15 protein-coding genes are annotated in these 16,619 nt (G+C 70.5%); 7 read left to right on the top strand and 8 right to left on the bottom strand.

Features of this window, described 5'->3' with window-relative positions; all coding sequences use genetic code 11:
• Positions 1–226: 226 nt before the first annotated feature.
• Positions 227–1,504 carry a methyl-accepting chemotaxis protein gene (locus Talka_RS12215; RefSeq protein ID WP_221933840.1) on the top strand — a complete coding sequence of 426 codons (1,278 nt, stop codon included), beginning with the start codon at positions 227–229 and terminating at the stop codon, positions 1,502–1,504.
• On the opposite strand, the gene glpD is transcribed toward Talka_RS12215, so the two are convergent.
• On the bottom strand, positions 1,495–3,021 hold the full coding sequence (gene glpD, locus Talka_RS02890) for a glycerol-3-phosphate dehydrogenase (RefSeq protein ID WP_246100541.1): 1,527 nt from the start codon (positions 3,019–3,021) through the stop codon (positions 1,495–1,497). The two genes, Talka_RS12215 and glpD, sit on opposite strands and share 10 nt — an antisense overlap.
• 124 nt (positions 3,022–3,145) lie before the next feature.
• On the opposite strand from glpD, the gene Talka_RS02885 reads away from it, so the two are divergent.
• The 5 genes from Talka_RS02885 to Talka_RS02865 all read left to right on the top strand — a co-directional run bounded on the left by Talka_RS02885 (position 3,146) and on the right by Talka_RS02865 (position 8,524).
• Positions 3,146–3,940, top strand: coding sequence for a DeoR/GlpR family DNA-binding transcription regulator (locus tag Talka_RS02885; RefSeq protein WP_143889610.1), 795 nt, complete (start codon positions 3,146–3,148; stop codon positions 3,938–3,940).
• Between the two features lie 8 nt (positions 3,941–3,948).
• Positions 3,949–5,487, top strand: a complete 1,539-nt coding sequence (gene glpK, locus Talka_RS02880; RefSeq protein WP_143889609.1) for a glycerol kinase GlpK — start codon at positions 3,949–3,951, stop codon at positions 5,485–5,487.
• An 11-nt stretch (positions 5,488–5,498) separates the two neighbouring features.
• A complete protein-coding gene (gene hyi, locus Talka_RS02875; protein WP_143889608.1) occupies positions 5,499–6,275 on the top strand; it encodes a hydroxypyruvate isomerase in 777 nt (258 codons plus the stop codon).
• Positions 6,254–7,564 (top strand): glycerate kinase type-2 family protein, encoded by a 1,311-nt coding sequence (locus Talka_RS02870; RefSeq protein WP_143889607.1) that lies wholly within the window; start codon positions 6,254–6,256, stop codon positions 7,562–7,564. The genes hyi and Talka_RS02870 overlap by 22 nt, the downstream gene beginning before the upstream one ends.
• A 132-nt stretch (positions 7,565–7,696) precedes the next feature.
• A complete protein-coding gene (locus tag Talka_RS02865; RefSeq protein WP_143889606.1) occupies positions 7,697–8,524 on the top strand; it encodes a sulfite exporter TauE/SafE family protein in 828 nt (275 codons plus the stop codon).
• Here the strand turns inward: Talka_RS02865 and cobA are convergent.
• The 7 genes from cobA to Talka_RS02830 form a co-directional block, all read right to left on the bottom strand.
• Positions 8,505–9,266 (bottom strand): uroporphyrinogen-III C-methyltransferase, encoded by a 762-nt coding sequence (gene cobA / locus Talka_RS02860; RefSeq protein WP_143889605.1) that lies wholly within the window; start codon positions 9,264–9,266, stop codon positions 8,505–8,507. The two genes, Talka_RS02865 and cobA, sit on opposite strands and share 20 nt — an antisense overlap.
• Before the next feature lie 4 nt (positions 9,267–9,270).
• The gene (locus Talka_RS02855; RefSeq protein WP_143889604.1) at positions 9,271–10,554 is read right to left on the bottom strand and encodes a sulfate adenylyltransferase subunit 1; all 1,284 of its coding nucleotides are present in this window, start codon (positions 10,552–10,554) and stop codon (positions 9,271–9,273) included.
• 28 nt (positions 10,555–10,582) lie between these two features.
• Positions 10,583–11,542, bottom strand: a complete 960-nt coding sequence (cysD, locus tag Talka_RS02850) for a sulfate adenylyltransferase subunit CysD (protein ID WP_246100540.1) — start codon at positions 11,540–11,542, stop codon at positions 10,583–10,585.
• Complete coding sequence (locus tag Talka_RS02845) at positions 11,539–12,345, bottom strand: phosphoadenylyl-sulfate reductase (RefSeq protein ID WP_143889602.1); 807 nt, start codon at positions 12,343–12,345, stop codon at positions 11,539–11,541. Before Talka_RS02845 ends, cysD begins: the two co-directional genes overlap by 4 nt.
• On the bottom strand, positions 12,342–12,830 hold the full coding sequence (locus tag Talka_RS02840) for a DUF934 domain-containing protein (protein ID WP_143889601.1): 489 nt from the start codon (positions 12,828–12,830) through the stop codon (positions 12,342–12,344). Before Talka_RS02840 ends, Talka_RS02845 begins: the two co-directional genes overlap by 4 nt.
• Positions 12,827–14,560, bottom strand: a complete 1,734-nt coding sequence (locus Talka_RS02835; RefSeq protein ID WP_143889600.1) for a nitrite/sulfite reductase — start codon at positions 14,558–14,560, stop codon at positions 12,827–12,829. Before Talka_RS02835 ends, Talka_RS02840 begins: the two co-directional genes overlap by 4 nt.
• A 101-nt stretch (positions 14,561–14,661) precedes the next feature.
• A complete protein-coding gene (locus Talka_RS02830) occupies positions 14,662–15,093 on the bottom strand; it encodes a sirohydrochlorin chelatase (protein WP_246100539.1) in 432 nt (143 codons plus the stop codon).
• Between the two features lie 193 nt (positions 15,094–15,286).
• Here Talka_RS02830 and aptA point away from each other — a divergent pair, with 193 nt between their 5' ends.
• Positions 15,287–16,606 carry an omega-aminotransferase AptA gene (aptA, locus tag Talka_RS02825; RefSeq protein ID WP_221933850.1) on the top strand — a complete coding sequence of 440 codons (1,320 nt, stop codon included), beginning with the start codon at positions 15,287–15,289 and terminating at the stop codon, positions 16,604–16,606.
• Positions 16,607–16,619: the final 13 nt, after the last annotated feature.

The following is a 16,619-nucleotide window of genomic DNA, read 5'->3' as shown; positions in this document are numbered from 1 at the left end:
GAGGGTGAACGGGAGCGAAAACATTCTATCAAGAGCGCAATCATCCGCGCGTTTTATGACAAAAATTTGAACGGCGGCACGGCGCCTCCAGGTTTTCCCCATTGAACCCTACCCAGGGTGGTATGGCAGCATCGCGGGCTCGATCGACCCATTCCCTCTTTTTCATCGAAAGGCTGTGATGCGCTGGAGGAGAACAACCGTTTGGCCTGCGGGGGCGGCCCGCCGTGTGTTGACGTCGTTGGAAGCCGGCAATGCCGTGGCGTGGTTGGATGAGCGCGCCCGTATCGTGCGCTGCAATGCGCGCTATGCCGAGCTGTATGACGCCGCGGATCCAGCCGCGTTGTGCGGCCAATCGGTGGCTGCCTGGCACGGACAGGGATCGTCAGAGCAAGCGCACTGGCAGCGCGTTTGGGCCACACTGCAGGAGGGCCGCACGGTCAAGGATATTTTCCGCCGCTGCTGCGTGCACGGGCGGGCCATTGTGGTAGGGGTGTCCTACAACCCGGTGCGCGACCGGCGCGGTCGCTTGCAGGGGGTCTATGCCATTGAGGCCGACGTGACCGAGCGGCTGGATGCCCAGCAACGGGCGCATGACTTGGAAGCGGCGTTGCAGCGCACCACCGCCATCATCGAGTTTGACACCCAAGGCACGGTGCGCTACGCCAACGAGGCGTTTGTGCGCACCATGGGTTACGCCAGCGCGGCCGAAGTGGTGGGCCAGCATCACCGCATTTTTTGCGCGCCGGACTACGCCGCCAGCCCTCAGTATGCGGCGTTTTGGCAGCGGCTGCGCGAAGGGCGCCCGTTCGTCGATCGCATCGAGCGCCGTCGCAAGGACGGCAGCGTGGTCTGGCTGCAGGCATCTTACAACCCGATTACCGACGCGCACGGGCGTGTGGTGGGGGTGGTCAAGCTGGCCTACGACATTACCGAGCGGGTGTTGCGCTCGCAGCGGTTGGTGCAATCGGTCCAGCAGGCGCATGGCATCGCGCAGCGCTCCGACGAGCAGGCCGCGCAGGCCCAGAGCATTGTGCAAGAGACCGCGCAGCGCATCGCCGAGATGGCTGCCGCCCTGCAAGGCACCGCCCAGGACACGGCGCAAATGGACGGCCAGATCCAGCGCATCTCGGGCATCGTGCAGCAAATCCAGGATATTGCGTTTCAGACCAATATCTTGGCGCTCAACGCCGCGATCGAAGCCGCCCGCGCCGGGGAAGCGGGTCGGGGTTTCGCGGTGGTGGCCGATGCGGTGCGCCGTCTGGCGGAGAATACGCGCGAGGCTACCGTGGACATTGCGCGCACGATCGAGCAGTTTCGCGTCCATACGGGTCACACGGTGCAAGCGGTGCAGCAGGGCTTGCAGCGAGTGGATGAAGTGGTGCAACTGGCCCGTCAGGCTCAAGAGACCATGCGCGTCATCAAGCACATGGCGCGCGACTACGCCAGCTCGATCACGGCCTTGCAAAACGAATTCGAACAGGCCGAGCGCGACGCTCAGGTTTGAAACCAGGCGGCCACGCGCGCGCGCGCCGTGGCATCCAGGTGCAAGCCCAGCTTGCTGCGGCGCCACAACACGTCGTCGGCGCTGCGCGCCCACTCCTGCCGCACGAGGTGGCGCAGCTCGGCTTCAAACAGTCCTGGCGCCACTTCGCGTCCAAGGTCGGCCGGCCCTTGCGTGTCGCGCAGCCACTTCAGCGCCAGGGTGCCGTAGCTGCGCGCCCAGCGCTTGGCCACCGCGGTTGGCAGCCAGGGGTAACGCTGTTGCAAATGCTCCGTGAAGCGTTGGCGGGCTTGCATCGGCGTGGCGCTGGGGCCAATGAGGTCGTCGAAGTCACCGCCCGGCAGCGCGACGCGGCGCGTCCAGTCCGCGACTTTCCCCAGTCCCAAATGAGGAGCGAGGCGTTGCGCCGCTTCCAGCGCCAACGTGCGGTAGGTGGTGAGCTTGCCACCCCAGACAGTCAAAAGGGGCGCCCCGGGTTCGACGTCCCATTCGAGCCGGTAGTCGCGCGTGACCGCGGAGGCGTCGGCGCCGTCGTCCAGCAGCGGGCGCACGCCGCTGTAGTGCCAGACCACGTCGTCGGGGTGTACCGGGTGCCGCAGGTAACGGCTGGCCTCGCGGCACAGGTAGGCGATTTCCTGCGTATCGGCGATCGCTTGCCCCGGGTCGCCGTGGTGCTCCACATCCGTGGTGCCGATCAGGGTGTAGCGTTCTTCATAAGGAATGGCGAACAGCACCCGGCGGTCGGTGGCTTGTAACAAATACGCCGTCTCGTGCTGCGGCAGGCGCGGCACCACGATGTGGCTGCCGCGCACCAGCCGCAAGTGACAGCCGGGGCGCAAGCCCGCCTGCCCTTGCAAAAACGCCTCTGCCCAGGGGCCTGCGGCATTGACCACCACGCGCGCGCGCACTTCGTGCAGCCGGCCGTCCGTGCCGCGCAGGCGTGCGCGCCAATGCTGCGGCAGGCGCTGCAGCTGCTCACAGCGGGTGTGCGTCAGCACGGTGGCGCCACGTTGCGCCGCATCCAGTGCGTTGAGCACCACCAGGCGCGCGTCGTCCACCCAGCCGTCGCTGTAGGCGAACGCTTGCCGCCACTGGGGCTGCAACGCCGCGCCGGCAGGATGAAGCTGCAGATCCAGCGCTTGCGAGGCGGGCAGCAGCTCGCGCCGGGCCAGGTGGTCGTAAAGCCACAAGCCGAGCCGAATCATCCACATCGGGCGCATGCCGGCGTCGTGCGGCATGACCAGGCGCAGCGGCTCGATCACGTGGGGCGCGATGCGCAGCAAGACCTCGCGTTCCGCCAAGGCTTTGCGCACCAAACCCAACTCGCCGTATTCGAGGTAGCGCAAGCCGCCGTGGATCAGCTTGGTGGAGGCGGACGACGTGTGCGCGGCCAGATCATGCTGCTCGCACAGCAGCACGCGCACGCCGCGGCCCGCCAAATCGCGCGCGATGCCGCAGCCGTTGATGCCGCCGCCGACGATCAGCACATCGACGTCAGCGGGCAAGGTCGCAGGGGCCATAGAGGGCAGCATGGTAGGGCGAGGGCGAACAACAATACTTTTTCGATGATAGTTGAGTTTGATCGTTTCTGTTCGAATTCGATCCAAAGCCCTTCATCCCCAGGGGCTGCGCTACCATTTCGGCATGGCTGCTTCTGCCGCGCCGCGTCGGCGCGCCCTCAACCCGCGTCAAAGCGAGCTGCTGGCTGCCGTGCGACAAGCCGGCGCACTAACCATTGAAGCGCTGGCGCAGCGCTTTGGCGTGACGCTGCAGACGGTGCGTCGCGACGTGCGCGAGCTGGAGCAGCGCGGGTTGCTGGCGCGCTACCATGGCGGCGTGCGCACGCCGGTTTCGACGGTGGAAAACCTCGGCTACCAGCAGCGCCAGGGGCTCAACGCCGCGGCCAAGGAGGCGATTGCGCGCGCGGTCGCGCGCGACGTGCCGGCGGGCTGCTCGTTGATTCTCAACATCGGCACCACCACCGAGGCGGTGGCGCGCGCGCTGCTGCAGCATCGGGGGTTGCGCGTCATCACCAACAACCTCAACGTGGCGGCCATTTTGGCCGACAACCCTGATTGCGAGGTCATCATCGCCGGCGGTGTGGTGCGCGCACGCGATCGCGGGATTGTCGGCGAGGTCACGATTGATTTTCTGCGACAGTTTCGCGTGGATATCGCGCTCATTGGCATTTCGGCCATCGAAGCCGACGGCACGCTGCGCGATTACGACGTGCGCGAAGTCAAGGCGGCGCGCACCATCATCGAGCATGCCCGCCAGGTGTGGCTGTGCGCCGACCACAGCAAGTTTGGCCGCCCGGCCATGGTAGAGGTTGGCCACATCGGCGAGTTGACGCGCCTCTACACCGACCGCGCGCCGCCGCCGCCGTTTGACGCTTTGCTGCGCGAGGCCGACGTGGCCTGCGTTGTGGCCGGGGAGTGAACGCCGCCATGGATGTGTTGCTGGCGCTTGATCAGGGCACCACGAGTTCGCGCACCCTGGCGTTTGACCGCCAGGGGCATGTGCTGGCGCAAGCGCAGTGTGAATTCACCCAGCATTTTCCGCAGCCGGGCTGGGTGGAGCACGATGCCGAAGAAATTTGGCAAACGCAGCGCCGCACCCTGGTGGAGGTGCTGCGCCAGCTTGGGCCCAAGGTGCGGCATGTGCGGGCGCTGGGCATCACCAACCAACGCGAAACCACCGTGGTGTGGGAGCGCGCCACGGGCCGGCCGGTGCACCGCGCCATTGTCTGGCAAGATCGCCGCGCTGAGGAGGCTTGCGCGCGCTGGCGCGCGCAAGGATGGCAGCCGCGCGTGCAGGCGCTGACCGGCTTGCGGCTGGATGCGTATTTCTCGGCCGGTAAGCTGCGCTGGTTGCTGGATCACGTGCCCGGCTTGCGCGCCCGAGCTGAGGCGGGCGAACTGGCGTTTGGCACGATCGACAGCTGGCTGCTCTACCGTCTGACCGGCGGGCGGGTGCACGCCACCGACGTCAGCAACGCCGCGCGCACCTTGCTGTGGGATTTGCGCGCGCAAGCCTGGAGCGCGGAGCTGCTGCAGGCGCTGGAGGTGCCCGCCGCGTGGCTGCCGACGGTGCATCCATCCTGCCACCTCTTTGGCGAGCTGGATCCCGCCGTGTTGCAAGCCCCTGATTTGACGCTGCCGCCGCTGCCGATCGCGGGGGTGGCCGGCGATCAGCAGGCCGCCCTGGTCGGGCAGGCTTGCCTGGAGGCGGGCTTGGCCAAAAACACCTACGGCACCGGCTGCTTCATGCTGCTGCACACCGGGGCGCAGGCGGTTGCATCCCAGCACGGGCTGCTGGCCACGGCTGCGGCGCAGCCGCCGCAGGCGCCCGCCGCATTTGCGTTGGAGGGCAGCGTCTTCGTCGGCGGCGCGGTGGTGCAGTGGCTACGCGACGGCCTGCGCGCCATTCGCGCCAGCGCCGAGGTGCAGGCACTGGCCGAAAGCGTGCCGGATGCGGGCGGCGTGGTGTTGGTGCCGGCCTTCACGGGCCTGGGGGCGCCGTATTGGCAGCCGCACGCCACCGGGGCGCTGGTCGGGCTGACGCGCGGCACGACGGTGGCGCATATCGCGCGCGCGGCGCTGGAGTCGATCGCCTTCCAGAGCGCCGAGTTGTTGCAGGCGATGAACGCCGACGCCCAAGCCCATGGGGCACAGCCGGTGCGCGAGTTGCGGGTGGACGGCGGGGCTGCCGTCAACGATTTGCTGATGCAGTTTCAAGCGGACTTGCTGGGCATCCCTGTGCTGCGCCCCGCGGTGACGGAAACCACGGCGCTGGGGGCGGCCTGGTTGGCCGGACTGGGCGCGGGCGTCTATGCCGGGCCGCAGGAACTGCGCGCGCTGTGGCGGCTGCAGCGCCGCTTCGAGCCGCAGCGCAGCCGCGATTGGGCCGAGTCGGCGTTGGAGCGATGGCGGCGCGCGGTGCGGCAAGTGCTGGCCGGCGTCGAGCGGATCGCGGGGTCGGATTGAGAGCGGACGCCATGTTGCGTTGGGCGGCCAATCTTACGATGTTGTTTACCGAGCGGCCATTGTTGGAGCGACCGACGGCGGCGGCGCGCGCGGGCTTTGCGGCGGTGGAGGTGCAGTTCCCCTACGACGCGCCGGTGGAGGACTGGCGCGCCGCGCTGCGCGAGGCTGGCGTGCCGCTGGTGCTGCACAACCTGCCGGCTGGCGACTGGGCCGGCGGCGAGCGCGGCATCGCCTGCCACCCGGACCGCGTGGCCGAGTTCCGCGACGGCGTGGCGCGCGCGCTGGACTACGCACGGGCGCTGGCGGTGCCGCGCCTCAACGTCATCGCCGGCCTTGCCCCGCCGCACGTGCCGGCGGTGGAGGCGCGCCAGGTGCTGGTGGACAACCTGCGCTGGGCGGCGCGCGCGCTGCAGCCGCACGGCATCCAGCTGCTGCTGGAGCCGATCAACACCTTCGACGTGCCCGGCTTCTTCATCCACCGCACGGCGCAGGCGCTGGAGGTGCTCGACGCTGCGGGCGCCCCCAACGTTGCGCTGCTTTACGACATCTATCATGCGCAACGCATGGAAGGTGAGCTGATCGGCACGCTGCGGCGCCATTGGGCGCGCATCGGCCACGTGCAGATCGCCGACAACCCGGGCCGGCACGAGCCCGGCAGCGGCGAGATCGCCTGGGAGGCGGTGCTCGGCGAGCTGGACCGGCTGGGCTACGACGGCTGGGTTGGCTGCGAATACCACCCGCGCACGACGACCGAGGAGGGGCTGGGATGGCGGGCGCGCTGGGCCTGAGCGACGCGCAGGCGCGCGCGCTGCTGCGGCGGTTGTTCGACGCCGCGGTGCGGCGCGCGCAGCCGCAGGCGCTGCTGCCGTCCTGGCTGCCGGCGCCGCCGCGCGGCCGCACGGTGGTGGTGGGGGCCGGCAAGGCCAGCGCGGCGATGGCCGCGGCGCTGCAGGCGCACTGGCCGGCGGATCGGCCACTGCAAGGGCTGGTGGTGACGCGCTATGGCCACACGCCGCCCGGCGCCGCGGGCGGGCGCATCGAGATCGTGGAGGCCGCGCACCCGGTGCCGGACGAAGCCGGCTGGCAAGCGGCGCAGCGCATGCTCGCGCTGGTGCAGGGGCTGACCGCCGACGATCTCGTCATCGCGCTGATGTCGGGCGGCGGCTCGGCGCTGCTGCCGCTGGCGCAGCCGGGCGTGACGCTGGCGGACGTGCAGGCCATCGCCCGCGCGCTGCTGCGCAGCGGCGCCACCATCGACGAGATGAACGGCGTGCGCAAGCACCTGTCGGCGATCCAGGGCGGGCGGCTGGCGGCGGCGTGCGCGCCGGCCAAGGTGGTGACGCTGGCCATCAGCGACGTGCCGGGCGACGACCCGGCGGTGATCGCCAGCGGCCCCACGGTGCCGGACCCCACCACCTGCGCCGACGCGTTGGCCGTGGCGCGGCGCTACGGCGTGACGCTGCCGCCGGCGGCCGAGCAGGGGCTCATCAGCGGCGCGTGGGAGACCCCCAAGCCGGGTGACGCGCGCCTGCGCGGGCACGAGGTGCACGTGATCGCCACCCCGCGCGCCAGCCTGCAGGCCGCGGCGGAGGCCGCCCGCGCGGCCGGACTGGCCGCGCACGTGCTGGCGGACGACCTGGAGGGCGAAAGCCGCGTCGTCGGCCAGCTGCACGCGGCGCTGGCGCGCTCGGTGGCGCGCCACGGCACGCCGTGGGCGGCGCCGTGCGTGCTGCTGTCGGGCGGCGAGACGACGGTGACGGTGGGCGGTGCGGCGGGCCGCGGCGGGCGCGCCACCGAATTCTTGCTCGGCGCCGCGCTGGCGCTGCGCGGCGAGCCGGGCGTGTGGGCGCTGGCGGCCGACACCGACGGCATCGACGGCAGCGAGGACAACGCCGGCGCGTTCGTCGCGCCGGATACGCTTGCGCGCGCGCAGGCGCTGGGCGTGTCGGCGCGCGCGCACCTGGACGGCCACGACGCCTACACCTTCTTCGCGCAGCTGGGCGACCTGCTGGTGACGGGGCCGACCTACACCAACGTCAACGACTTCCGTGCGTTGCTGGTGTTGCCGCTAAGTTGAAACCCGGCATGGCCATGCGCTCGCGATGGTTGCGCCGCTGGATTTTCCCCTGCCCTCTTTATTTCTTGAATTGATAAGAAAAAGACAAAAAAGTCGTTGGAGTTTCGATGCGTCGGCTCTAGAGTGCGCCCCATGACGATCGAATGGGCTTATGTGGTGGGCGGCGCGGCGGTGGGGCTGGTGGTCGGCCTCACGGGCGTCGGCGGCGGCTCGTTGATGACCCCGCTGCTGATCTATGGCTTTGGCGTGCAGCCGCACCTGGCGGTCGGCACCGACTTGCTGTTTGCCGCGCTGACCAAAAGCGCCGGCGCCGTGTCGTTTGCGCGGCACCGTCTGGTGCCATGGCGCGTGGTGGCGCAGCTCACTGGCGGTGGGCTCCTTGGGGCTGCCGTGATGCTGGTGGCGTTGGCGCACTGGGGCGCTGCCAACCCGGCGGTGCACGCAGCGATGAAAGTGACGCTGGGCATCATGCTGTGGCTGACGGCGGCGGCCACCGCCTACAAGGTCATCCGGGCCGGGTGGTGGTGGCGCAGCCGCGCCGACACCGCCGCGGCGCGCGCCGTGGCGCACGCGTCCGTATCGCTCGAGGAGCAGCAGCGTCCCCGTTGGGCTTGGGGGCCGTGGCTGATGGGAGCGACCATTGGAGCCTTGGTGACGTTGACATCGGTCGGAGCGGGCGCCGTCGGGGTGGCGGTGCTGATGCTGCTGTATCCCCAGCTCCCGCTGGCGCGCCTGGTGGCCGCCGACGTCACCTACGCGGTGCCGCTGACGCTGGTGGCGGGCCTGGGTCACGCCGCGCTGGGGTCGGTGGACTGGGGGTTGCTGGCGTGGCTGTTGACCGGCTCGCTGCCGGGCATCTGGCTCGGCAGCCGGCTGGTGTCGAAAGCGCCGGTGACGCTGGTGCGCTCGCTGCTGTCGCTGCTGCTGGCGTGGGTCGGCTTCAAGCTGGTGTCGCTTTAAGCGCGGCAGGACGGCTGTCCAGTGTCAGGGCGGCGCCGATGGCGTCGGACGCAAGCTCAGCCGCTCCAGCGCCCACGGTCACCACGGTGGGCCGTCCGCTGTGCAGCACGCTGGCCTGCGCAAGGGTGGCCAGCGTATGCGCGGTGACGATCGCATCCGGCCAGCCCGCCCGCGAGACCACCTGCACCGGGGTGTCGGCGTGCCAGCCTGCAGCTTGCAGCTGCCGCGCCAGCGCCGGCAGTTGTCGTCCGGCCATGTAGAACACTTCGGTGTCGGCGTGCTGGCCGGCTTGCAGCTTGTGCTCGCGGGTCATGGCAGTCGTGAGGGCCACGCTGCGACCGTGGCCGCGGCGCGTCAGCGGACGCTGCGCATCGGCGGCGGCGGCCAACGCCGCGGTGACGCCGGGCACCACCACGGTCTCGTGCCCGGCGGTGCGCACCACCGCCAGCTCCTCCTCCAGCCGTCCGAAGATGCTTGGGTCGCCGCCCTTGAGCCGCACCACCAGCCGGCAGCGCGCCGCGTGACGCAGCAGTAGAGCGTGGATCACTTCTTGCGCGGTGGCGCGGCCAAAGCCGCGTTTGCCGACCCCCAGCCAGCGCGCTTGGGGTGCCAGCGCGCGCAGCGCCGGGTCGGTCAGCGCATCGGCCAACACCACGTCGGCTTGCGCCAGCAGCCGCGCGCCGCGCAGCGTGATCAGGTCGGCAGCGCCGGCGCCCGCGCCCACAAACGCGACGGTGCCCATGGGCTTATGCCACCAGCAGCGCCGCCAGCGTGCGGTGCGTGCCAGGATCGACCATCAACAGCGCGCCGCGCTCGGGCCCAGCGCTGGCAAAGGGGCGCAGCGGCAGCGGCTCGGCGGCTTCGATGACCACGCGGCCCAGGTCGTTGGGCGCAAGCTGCGCGTCGCCGGCGGGCTGCAGCGTGTCCAGATCAAGCCGGTGCTCGATGGCTGCCAAGCGCGCCTGCACCCAGCGGTGGCCGTGGCGCAGCCACGCGCGCTGGCCGACGATGGCCGGCTCTTCGTCCAGCCACGCCGCGGTGGCGGCAAAGCGCCGCTGGCCGAGCAGCGTCTGCGGCGCGCCGAGCCAGTCGCCGCGCGAGACGTCCAGCGCTCGATCCAGCACGAGGCCGACCGACTGGCCCGCCTGCGCCTGCGCCAGTTCAGTGCCGCCGTGATGCCGGATGGCGGCCACGCGCGCCCGCTGGCCGCTGGGGTGAACCTGCACCTCCTCACCGACGCGCACCCGGCCGGCGGTCAGCCGACCCCAGTGGATGCGGGGCTGGTGCCCGGTGCCGTCGCCGTCGCGCTGCACCCACTGCACCGGCAGGCTCCAGGGCTCCTCGCGCGGCGGTTTCGGCACCGGCAGCGTCTCCAGCAGCTCCAGCAAGGACGGGCCCTGATACCAGGGAACCCCCAGCCGCTGGGTGACGTTGTGGCCGTGCAGCGCCGAGATCGGCAGCACCGCGGTGGGTTTTAGCCCCGCTTGGGCGCTGAAAGTCTGCAGCGCTTCGGCCACGGCGCCGAAGGTGGCGGCGGCGTCAGCCACGGCGTCGATCTTGTTGACCGCCAGGATCAGGTGCGCCACCCCCAGCCGATGCGCCAGCAGCAGGTGGCGCCGCGTCTGCGGCAGCAGCTGCAGCGGGCGGCGCCGCAGATCCAGCTTGGTGGGATCCACCAGCACGATGGCGGCGTGGCTGCCGGCGGCGGCGGTGACCATGTTGCGCGTGTACTGCTCGTGGCCCGGCGCATCGGCCAGGATGAACTTGCGCCGCGGGGTGGCGAAGTAGCGGTGCGCCACGTCGATGGTGATGCCCTGCTCGCGCTCGGCCTCCAGGCCGTCGGTCAGCAGGGCCAGTTCCAGCGTGTCGCCGGTGGCGCTGCGCTGGCGCAGCGCGTCGAGCTGGTCAGTCATGAGCGCCTGCGCATCCAGCAACAGGCGCCCGATCAGGGTGCTTTTGCCGTCATCGACGCTGCCGGCAGTCAGCACGCGCAGCGCGGCGTGGGTGGCAGGGGTCGGTTCCTGGGGCATGGCGGTCAGCGTTCTCAGCGATGAGGGTTCAGAAGTAGCCTTCGCGCTTGCGCCGCTCCATGGCGGCGTCGCTGGCGCGGTCGTCGATGCGAGTGGCGCCGCGTTCGCTGATGCGGCTGGCCAGCGTTTCGCGCACGATGGCTTCGGCATCTGCGGCATGGCTTTCCACCGGGCAGGTGCAGCTCATGTCGCCGACGGTGCGAAAGCGCACCGACAGCGTCTCCACCCGTTCATCGGGCTGCGGCGGGGTCAGGGGGGTGACCGGCACCAGCAGGCCGCCGCGGCGCACCACGGCGCGCTCGTGCGCCCAGTACAGGCTGGGCAGCGCGATGCGCTCGCGCGCGATGTAGGCCCACACGTCCAGCTCGGTCCAGTTGCTGATCGGAAAGGCGCGCATGTGCTCGCCCGGGTGCAGCCGGGTGTTGAACAGCGTCCACAGTTCGGGCCGCTGGGCCTTGGGCTGCCACTGGCCGAAGGCGTCGCGGTGACTGAACAGCCGCTCCTTGGCGCGCGCCTTCTCTTCGTCGCGGCGCGCCCCGCCGATGAGCACGTCGAGGCGGTGCGCCTCGATCGTTTCCAGCAGGGTGACGCTTTGCGCGGCGTTGCGCGAGGCGTGCGCATCGGCCAGGCGCACGCTGCCGCGGCGGATGGAGTCCTCCACGTGGCCGATGAGGAGCGCATCGCCGTGCTCGGCCACCAGCGCGTCGCGAAAGGCGATGACCTCCGGGAAGTTGTGCCCGGTGTCGATGTGCAGCAGCGGCAGCGGCAGCCGGCCCCGCCAGCGGCCGTCGGCGCCACGGCGCTGAAACGCCTTGCGCGCCAGATGCAGCACGACGCAGGAATCCTTGCCGCCGGAAAACAGCAGCGCCGGGCGTTCGAAGGCCGCCACCGCCTCGCGCAGGATGAAGATGGCCTCCTCCTCCAGCGCGTCAAGGTGGGGCCAGTGCAGGATAGGTTGCAAGGTTTGAGGAAGGACAGGGGCGTTCACGGCTGGCTCCGGGCCATGGGAGGGTTTGACGGCAGGGCAGCGGCGCCGCTGAGGTGCAGGCCGCATTCGCGCAGGGCGTCGCGTTCCCACCACCAGCGACCGGCGCGCAGATCCTCGCCAACGGCGATCGGACGCGTGCACGGCGCGCAGCCGATGCTGGGCATGAAAGCGTCGTGCAGCGGGTGGTAAGGCACGCCATGGGTTTGCAGGTAGTGCCACACGTCGGCCCAGCGCCAGTCGGCCAGGGGGCTGTATTTGGCGCGGCCCGCCTCGTCCAGGGCCACCTTCTCCACCGCCGCGCGTGCGTCCGACTGCTCGCGCCGCAGCCCGGTGATCCAGGCGGTGCGGCCCGCCAGCATGCGGCGCAGCGGCTCCACCTTGCGCAGGCCGCAGCAGGCGTGGCGCAAAGCCTGGCTGCGATACATGGCGTGCGGGCCGTGTTCGGCCTCGAATGCCCGCACCGCCTCCGGATCGGGCCGCCAGACCTCAAACCGCAAGTCCCAGTGCACTTCGGCGCGCTGGCGCAGATCGTGGGTTTCGTTGTGCAGCCGTCCGGTGTCGATCAGGGCCACCGCCACCGGCAGACCGTGGCGCGCGATCAGGTCGGTGATGACCATGTCTTCGGCGCCGAGGCTGCTGGCCTGCACGATGCGGCCGGCGTGGGTCTGAGCGGCTTGGCGCAGCAGCGCCAAGGTGGCCTGCAGTCGCTCGTCGAAACCGTCCAGCCGGCGTGCGTAAAGCGCAAACGCCCGCCCTGGCTGCGGCGGCTCGATGCGGATCGTGGGGATGGATGCCTCGCTCATGGTCGGCCTGACACTCTCAGGTGGCGAACGTCGGGTTGGGCAAAGGCGGCGAACCAGCGCAGCGCTTGCTGCGCCACCGCAGCCGATTGCCCGGGGCGTAGCTCCGCGGCGTCGAAGCCGCAGCGCCACAGTTGCAGCACTTGATCGGCCAAGATGTCGCCAACCGCGCGGATTTGCCCGCCAAAACCGTGGCGCGCGCGCAGCAGCCGCGCCTGGCTGTAGGCGCGCCCATCGGTCCAGATCGGAAAGTTCAGCGCCACCAGCTCCAGCCGCGGCAGGTCGCGGCGCAACGCGTCCAGCGGCTGATCGTTGGGCCACAGCACTCCGACCGGCAGTTCGGCTGGCCAATGGGCGCGCACCGCCCGCCATTGCTCAGCCCGCAGCAGCAGGCCGGCGCGCGGCGCGGGGGCGGGGTCATGGGGATCGGCGCGGCGCCACGGGTCGCGGCTGGGGTCGATGAGGTGAAACCGGGGCATGGCGTTCATGGAGCCACCTCCTCCAGCGGGGCGGCGCTGCGCTGGCGCACCGCGTCGGTGGCGGCGCGAAACGGCGCCAAGCCCACCCGTTGCACTGTGTCCAGCAGCCGCTCGTGCGGCTGCCGCAACGCCAGGTAGGTGTCGAGCACCGCCTGCAGCGCATCGGCGATTTCGTCGGCGGCAAACGCCGGGCCGACCACGCGCCCGGGGCGCGGCGGGCCGTGACGCGTCTGGCCGTCGGAGCCGCCGAGCGTGAGCTGATACCACTCTTGGCCATCCTTATCCACGCCGAGGATGCCGATGTGGCCGCTGTGGTGGTGGCCGCAGGAATTCATGCAGCCGCTGATGTGCAGGGCAAGGTCGCCCAGTGCTTCCAGCTCGTCGGGATCCTGGTAGCGCTGCAGCACCTGCAGCGCGATCGGCGTGGTGCGCGCATTGGCCAGCGCGCACAAGTCGCCGCCGGGGCACGCGATCAAATCGGTGAGCAGCCCGCGGTGCGGCTGCGCCATGCCCAGCGCCCGCGCGGCTTGCCATAGCTGCGGCAGGTCTTGCAGGCGCACCCACGGCAGCAGCAGGTTCTGCTCGTGCGTGACGCGCGCCTGTCCGGCGCTGAAGCGCTCGGCGAGGTCGGCCACGGCGTCGAGCTGCTCGGCGCTGACGTCGCCGGGCGCCCAGCCGGGGCGCTTGAGCGACAGCGTCACCGCGGCCATGTTCGGCCAGCGATGCGCATGCACCTGGCGGGCGCGCCAGCGCACGTAGGCGGGGTCGCTGCGGGTCTCTTCGATGGCGGCGGAGGCGATCCAGTCGTGCGGCGGCTCGAACCGCGCCGCCTCGGCGGCCAGATCCTGCTCGCGCAGACGCAGCGCAGGTCCTAGCGCGTCGTCGCGGCGCAGCGCCTCGTATTCGGTGCGCACGGCGTCGATGAACGCTTGGCCCTCAGCCTTGACGAGAATCTTCAAGCGCGCCTTGTAGAGGTTGTCGCGCCGACCGTAGAGGTTGTAGATGCGCACGATGGCTTCGAGAAACCGCACGATCTCGGCCCACGGCACGAACTCGGCCAAGACAGGCGCAATCAGCGGCGTGCGCCCCATGCCACCGCCGGCGCGCACGCGAAAGCCCACCGCGCCTTCGGCATTGCGGTGCAGCTGCAGGCCGATGTCGTGCCAGGCAAGGGCGGCGCGGTCGTCCGGGCTGCCGGTGACGGCGATCTTGAATTTGCGCGGCAAATAGGCGAATTCCGGGTGCAGCGTGCTCCAGCGCCGCAACAGCTCGCAATACGGCCGCGGATCGACCTCCTCGTCCGGGGCGATGCCGGCCAGCGCGTCGCTGGTGATGTTGCGGATGCAGTTGCCGCTGGTTTGAATGCCGTGCAGGCCGGCTTCGGCCAGTACGTCCATGACGTCGGCGGCGCGCTCCAGCGGGATCCAGTTGAACTGAATGTTTTGCCGGGTGGTGAAGTGGCCGTAGCCGCCGCGGCCGGCATGGGGGCCGTCGGTGGCGCGGTCGAACTCGCGTGCCACGCGCGCCAGCGTGCGCAATTGGCGGCTGTTGAGCTCGCCATACGGGATGGCCACGCGCAGCATCGGCGCGTGGCGCTGCAGATACCAACCGTTTTGCAGCCGCAGCGGCTTGAAGTCATCGGCGCTGAGCTCACCGCGTAAGTGGCGTTGCAGCTGGTCGCGAAACTGCGCGGCGCGCTGGCGCAACAAGATCAGGTCGGCTTCAGAAGGGTGCTTCATCGGGGCGGGCTGGCAACGATTTCGTCACGACACGCCCCGAATTGTGAGTCTTGGTTATGAAAAAACAAACGAAAAGATGGTTTTATATCTATAACCCCAGGTCATGAGCCCGGGTCTAACCGAGGAGGGGCATTCAGGTGACGCAGGGCGATGGAGGCCAGCGCCTGCACCAACAGCTCATCGTTGCCGACGGTTGGCGCCAACGTCCAGCGCACGCCGGGGTGCGCCGACACCAAAGCAGCCACGCGCTGCGGAACGTCGCGCTGCACGTGCCCGCCGCTGCCCAGGAACAGTGGCAGCACCACCACGTGGCGGCAGCCGGCTGCAGCCAGCGTCGCGCCGGCCTGAGCTGGGTTGGGCGTCAGCCGTTCCAAAAACGCCAGCTGCACCGCCAGGGCGGGTTGAGCGGCGCGCACGTGCGCGACCACGCGTTCAAACGGCGCCGCCCAGGCTGGGTCGCGTGCGCCATGCGCCAGCAGCAGCAAGCCGTCGGCTGCAGGTGGTGCGGTCTGCATGCGGGCGGATGGTTCCATCACGACGGGCATGGGACGGATAATGACACGGCGCTGAAGCCAGCGGGCCGCGGCGTGGGCTTTTCCCCCTGCGCGGACGTCCGCATTCCTGATGTGTGAGGTTGCCGTGGATCTTTCCGAGCTGTCTGGCGGCGTGCCCGCCGCGCGCCCTGTTCCCACCAGCGCCGAGCTGCAGCCCGGCGGCGCCGAATGGATGGCGGCGCACTGGATGCCCTTCACCGGCAACCGCCAGTTCAAGGCCGACCCGCGCCTGATCGTCGCCGCCGACGGCGCCTACCTGATCGACCGCGACGGGCGGCGCGTCTTCGACGGCCTGTCGGGCCTGTGGTGCACGGGGCTGGGCCACGGGCGGCGCGAGATCGTCGAGGCGGTGCAGCGCCAGGTCGCCACGCTGGACTACTCGCCGGCGTTCCAGTTCGGCCACCCGCTGTCGTTCGAGCTGGCCAACCGCATCGTCGAGCGGTTGCCGGCCGGGCTGGAGCGCGTGCTGTTCACCGCCTCGGGCTCGGAGGCGGCGGACACGGCGCTCAAGATCGCGCGCGCCTACTGGCGGCTGCGCGGCCAGGCCAGCAAGACGCGCCTGATCGGCCGCGCCAAGGGCTACCACGGCGTCAACTTCGGCGGCATTGCGGTCGGCGGTATCGTCGGCAACCGCAAGCTCTTCGGCGCGACGCTGGAGACCGACCACCTGCCGCACACGCAGCCGCCGGCGGGGGCGTTCTTCCGCGGCCAGCCGCCCGCGGACGGCGGCGGACTTTACCCCGGCGCGGCGCTGGCCGACGAGCTGCTGCGCCTGATCGAGCTGCACGACGCCTCGACGATCGCCGCGGTGATCGTCGAGCCATTTTCCGGCTCGGCCGGCGTGGTGGTGCCGCCGGCGGGCTACCTGCAGCGGCTGCGCGAGATCTGCACCCGGCACGACATCTTGCTGATCTTTGATGAGGTCATCACCGGCTTCGGGCGCTGCGGCGCTTGGACCGGAGCGGAGGCGTTCGGCGTCGTGCCGGACATGATCAACTTCGCCAAGCAGGTCACCAACGGCGTGCAGCCGCTGGGCGGCGTGGCGGTTCGGCGCGAGATTTACGACACCTTCATGGCCGCCGGCGGGCCCGAGTACGCGCTGGAGCTGCCGCACGGCTACACCTACTCGGCCCACCCGGTGGCGTGCGCGGCGGGCCTGGCGTCGCTGCACCTGCTGCAGCAGGATGCGGCGATCGAGCGCGTGCGGGCGCTCGCCCCCGTCTTCGAGGCCAAGGTGCACGGCCTGCGCGGGGCCAGCCCCCATCTGCTCGACATCCGCAACTACGGGCTGGCGGCGGGGCTGACGCTGGCCGCCGCGCCGGGCGAGCCGCTCAAGCGCCCGTTCGAGCTGGCGATGCGGATGTGGGCCAAGGGCTTCTACGTGCGCTACGGCGGCGACACGGTGCAGCTGGCCCCGCCGTTCATCAGCACCGAGGCGGAGATCGACCGCCTCATCGATGCGCTGGGCGAGGCGCTGCGCACGCTGCCGTAAGAGGCGCGGCGGC

It is taken from the genome of Tepidimonas alkaliphilus (assembly GCF_007556595.1).
GTDB lineage: Bacteria > Pseudomonadota > Gammaproteobacteria > Burkholderiales > Burkholderiaceae_C > Tepidimonas > Tepidimonas alkaliphila.
The sequence above is the reverse complement of the archived record's forward strand: the minus strand, read 5'-3'. Positions and strand labels throughout refer to the sequence as shown.